The 4,638-nt window shown below is 67.4% G+C and carries 3 protein-coding genes; all 3 read left to right on the top strand.

The features are described from left to right. Window positions 1-338: 338 nt before the first annotated feature. The 3 genes from STSP_RS33200 to STSP_RS33190 all read left to right on the top strand — a co-directional run bounded on the left by STSP_RS33200 (window position 339) and on the right by STSP_RS33190 (window position 3,771). Window positions 339-1,187 carry an oxidoreductase gene (locus tag STSP_RS33200; protein ID WP_067284746.1) on the top strand — a complete coding sequence of 283 codons (849 nt, stop codon included), beginning with the start codon at window positions 339-341 and terminating at the stop codon, window positions 1,185-1,187. Window positions 1,188-1,218: 31 nt separating this feature from the next. Then, window positions 1,219-2,136, top strand: coding sequence for a helix-turn-helix domain-containing protein (locus tag STSP_RS33195; protein ID WP_067284745.1), 918 nt, complete (start codon window positions 1,219-1,221; stop codon window positions 2,134-2,136). 153 nt (window positions 2,137-2,289) lie between these two features. Then, window positions 2,290-3,771 (top strand): catalase, encoded by a 1,482-nt coding sequence (locus STSP_RS33190; RefSeq protein ID WP_067284744.1) that lies wholly within the window; start codon window positions 2,290-2,292, stop codon window positions 3,769-3,771. The last annotated feature ends 867 nt before the right edge of the window (window positions 3,772-4,638 follow it).

Below are 4,638 nucleotides of genomic sequence, written 5' to 3'. Positions count from 1 at the left end.
TGGCGGTGAGTGTGCCGGTGGTCGTTCTGGGCGCCGCCGCTTCCCGGTTCGGCGTTGCGGCCGCCTTCTCGTGGTTCGGGCTGCTGGTGGCACTGCTCGCCATGGTGGCAGGGGCCATCGCCGTCCGCTCGGGTCGGCTCGAGTCCCAGCCGGGAAGGTCAGGGTCAACGGCCATTCCTCGGTTCACTGCGGCCGCCGAGGAGCCCACGGATGTTCCCTGCAAACCAGGCCTGTCGCCCACCGATAGAGCAGTGAGTGCTGATCTATAGCAGCGCATAGGCAAAACGTGCCCCATCTGACGCCATTTTTCTGAATTCAAACGAATGAGAGGCAGTGGCATGGCCACTTGGTTCATCACCGGTGCGTCCCGCGGTTTCGGTCTGGAGATCGCACGCCAGGCACTGGAGCGGGGCAACAACGTCGTGGCGACGGCGCGCAGACCCCAGGACGTGGAAGATGTGCTCTCCCGGTACGGGGACCGACTGCTCGCTGTGGCCCTGGACGTTACCGACAAAGCGCAGGCCGGTGCGGCCGTCGAGGCAGCGGTCGAGCGCTTCGGGACGATCAATGTCCTGGTCAACAACGCAGGACGTGGCGTGCTGGGCGCAGTGGAGGAAACGTCCGACGCCGCGATCCGCTCGGTCTACGACACCAACGTGTTCGGTCTGGCCAACGTCACCCGCGCCGTACTGCCGTTCATGCGCCGGCAGCGGTCGGGCCGCATCCTCAACCTGAGCTCCATCGGGGGCTTCGAGAGCGCGGCAGGATTCGGCGTCTACTGCTCCACGAAGTTCGCCGTGGAGGGCCTCTCCGAGGCGATGCGCGCCGAGCTTGCACCGCTGGGTATCCAGGTCACGATTGTCGAGCCGGGATATTTCCGGACCGACTTCCTCGACGCCACCAGCCTCCTCACGGAGGGCCAGATCATCCCCGACTACGCCGAGACCGCCGGCGCCGTGCGCCAGGCCGTCCCCGGGCTCAATCACGCCGAGCCCGGTGACCCGGTCAAGGGAGCCACGGCCATCCTCGCCCTCGCCGACGCCGCCAACCCGTCGCTGCGCGCCCAGCTCGGCAGCGACTGCGTTGCGGCCATGGACCGTAAGATCGCCCAGCTTCGCGAGGAGGCCGGCACCTGGCGGGAGCTGGCCCTGTCCACGGACCACGAAGACACGAAGGTCGCCGTCTGACCCCCACGGTTCGTACCAAAAGGAGGCTGCCGTGACGGAACTCGGTGAATACCTGCGCGCATGCCGCGCCCGGGTCAGTGCGGAGCAGGTGGGGCTGCCCACGTCCGGGCACCGGCGCGTGCCCGGACTGCGACGTGAGGAACTCGCGTCGCTGGCGGGCGTCAGCGTGGACTACATCATGAGGCTGGAACAAGGTCGCGTGAAGTCGGCCTCGCCCGCCATTCTCACGGCTCTGGCCAGGGCCCTTGAACTGCGCCCCGATGAGGAGGAGTACCTGCTGCGGTGTGCGGCCGAGTCCGGCGTCTCCAGCGGGGCGACGTCGGCCACACCGAGGAACCAGCAGATGTCGCAGGCGACCCAGGCCCTTCTGGGCAACATGGTGAACGTACCGGCGCTCGTGCTGGGCCGCCGCATGGACATCCTGGCGTGGAACAGCCTGAGCGCCGCGCTGTTCACCGACTACTCCAAGCTGCCGGCCAAGCGGCGCAACCACATCTGGCTCACCTTTCTCGACCCCGACGTCCGCGGCTTGTACGCGGACTGGGAGACGGTCGCGCAGGAGTGTGTGGCCTACCTTCGCATGGATGCCGGCCGTTACCCGAACGATCCCGAACTCGCCCGCCTCGTCGGGGAACTGTCCGTGAAGGACCCCGACTTCCGCCGGTGGTGGTCCGACCACAGGGTGCGGGCCCAGCGGCATGGCCGCAAGGTGTTCGTCCACGCGATCGCCGGGGAGCTGAGCCTGGACTTCCAAGTGCTTGATGTGCGGGGCTCCACGGACCAGAGCCTGCTCGTGTACACGGCGGAACCGCACTCGCCGAGCGCGCAGGCCCTCACCTTCCTGGCGGGCTGGGCCGCTACCGAGCTCCCCGCCCTGCCGACTGAGGCAGCAGGATCACCCCGGCGCGGAGCAATGCCTTCGGAGGGGGAATCCCGGCACGGGGCGTAGCGCATCTGCGGGACGACCGGGGGCTCCCGCCCACATGCCTACCCGCTGGGCGTCTCCACCCGCCGAGCGCCCCCGTCACCGCAGTAGCATTTTTAGGTTAAATCCCGACTTAGACATAGTCTAAGTAAACCGGCTTTCGACAATGGACAGGTTTTGCCAGCAACAACGCAGGAGGCGAACGTGACACAGCAAATACTCACGACGGAGGCCGGTGCGCCGGTCGCCGAAAACCAGAACAGCGAGACCGCGGGCATCGGCGGGCCGGTTCTCGTCCAGGACCAACTGCTCCTCGAGAAGCTGGCCCACTTCAACCGCGAGCGCATCCCGGAGCGTGTGGTGCACGCCCGCGGCGCGGGCGCCTACGGCACCTTCACGGTGACCGCCGACGTCACCCCGTACACGCGCGCCAAGTTCCTCTCCGAGGTTGGCAAGCAGACCGAGGTCTTCCTGCGCTTTTCGACCGTCGCCGGCAACCTCGGCTCCGCGGATGCCGTCCGCGACCCGCGCGGCTTCGCGCTGAAGTTCTACACCGAGGAGGGCAACTACGACCTCGTCGGCAACAACACCCCGGTGTTCTTCATCAAGGACGCCGTCAAGTTCCCGGACTTCATCCACACCCAGAAGCGCGACCCGTACACCGGCAGCCAGGAGGCCGACAACGTCTGGGACTTCTGGTCCCTGTCGCCCGAGTCCACGCACCAGGTGACCTGGCTGTTCGGCGACCGCGGCATCCCCGCCTCGCACCGCCACATGAACGGCTACGGCTCCCACACCTACCAGTGGAACAACGAGGCCGGCGAGGTCTTCTGGGTCAAGTACCACTTCAAGACCGACCAGGGCATCAAGAACCTCACCCAGGAAGAGGCCATCAAGCTCGCCGGTGAGGACCCCGACTCCCACCAGCGCGACCTGCGCCAGGCCATCGAGCGCGGGGAGTTCCCGAGCTGGACCGTGCAGGTGCAGATCATGCCGGCGGCGGACGCGGCGACGTACCGCTTCAACCCGTTCGACCTCACCAAGGTGTGGCCGCACGAGGACTACCCGCCGATCGAGATCGGCAAGCTGGAGCTCAACCGCAACCCGGAGAACATTTTCGCCGAGGTCGAGCAGTCCATCTTCAGCCCCGCCCACTTCGTGCCCGGCATCGGCCCCTCGCCCGACAAGATGCTCCAAGGTCGCCTCTTCGCCTACGGCGACGCCCACCGCTACCGCGTCGGCATCAACGCCGACCACCTGCCAGTGAACCGCCCGCACGCCACCGAGGCGCGCACCAACTCCCGCGACGGCTTCCTGTACGACGGCCGCCACGGCGGCGCGAAGAACTACGAGCCGAACAGCTTCGGCGGCCCCGCCCAGACGGACCGCCCCCTGTGGCAGCCGTTCACCGGCTTCACCGCCGGCACCGGCAACCACGAGGCCCCCGCCCACGCGGAGGACAACGACTTCGTCCAGGCCGGAAACCTCTACCGCCTCATGTCGGAGGACGAGAAGGCGCGCCTGATCACCAACCTGGCGGGCTCTATCGCCAAGGTCTCGCGCGAGGACATCGCCGAGCGCGCGATCAGCAACTTCCGTCAGGCCGACGGAGACTTCGGAAAACGTCTGGAGGCCGCAGTCCAGGCCCTGCGCGGCTGACGCACTCTTTTGTGCCTGAACCGGCGCCGCTTCCACGGGCCTGGTTCCTCGCCCTCGGGGCTACTCAATTGATGGTTTGCGGTTCGAGCCGGTGCCTGTGCGGATCTCTTCCGCACAGGCACCGTCACGCATCTGGCCTGGAAGCTGCTTCGAGGGTTCCAGGACGACGCGGCGAGCACGACGTCCGGGCGCGGACCCGCTCGGTGGATGCCGGGTCGGCGTCGGGGGTGAGGACCACAGCGGCGCGGACGCGGGGCGACACCAGTCTGCTGCCTGGCCAAGGCGGCCCTGGCCTTCCCAGCCGGAGAGGGAGGAGTAGGCGAAGGAGGCGTCCCGCGAGCTTCGAAACGCGCGAGACGTCCAGCAGGGACGCCGAGGACGGGGTGCGGCCGGTGAATGTGTTGTTGGTAACCTCTGCCCGCCTCTCTGAGGGAGAGCAGCGTGGGCTGCACCGGCACGCCTTACACGTGGTTCTTGACGCCGTCGATGGCATCATCTCTACATCAACCGCAATCCGCCCCGGGCCCGTCCCGTGTCACGCGGCTGCGGCCTCCGCAGCGCGCTGGTGAACGCGTCGGGACCATCGGGTGCAGACTGTTAACGCCAGGCGTCTGGTCTTGAATCCTGGGAGCCCAGCTACGCGAGCCCTTCCTCCTTCCAACAGACGGCGGTGATGCGGTAGTGGATCTCGGCACCGATGCGTTCCTGGAGCCCTTCGGTTAGTAGTGCTTCGTTAGGTTGCGGGCTTTCTGCGGCTTCTTCGAGGGCTGGGCAGGGGGCGTCCGCAGGTGGTGCAGGTACCGGTCCAGCACCTCAGCAGGTCCTGAAGAACGTCGAGGACCTGGTAGAGAGTCAGGCCGGTGTGCG

It is taken from the genome of Streptomyces jeddahensis (genome assembly GCF_001642995.1).
GTDB lineage: Bacteria > Actinomycetota > Actinomycetes > Streptomycetales > Streptomycetaceae > Streptomyces > Streptomyces jeddahensis.
This window is presented reverse-complemented; position numbering and strand designations above follow the sequence as displayed.

Coding starts and splice junctions, on each gene's coding strand:
- STSP_RS33200 (WP_067284746.1), top strand. CDS start 339: ATGGCCACTTGGTTCATCACCGGTGCGTCCCGCGGTTTCGGTCTGGAG.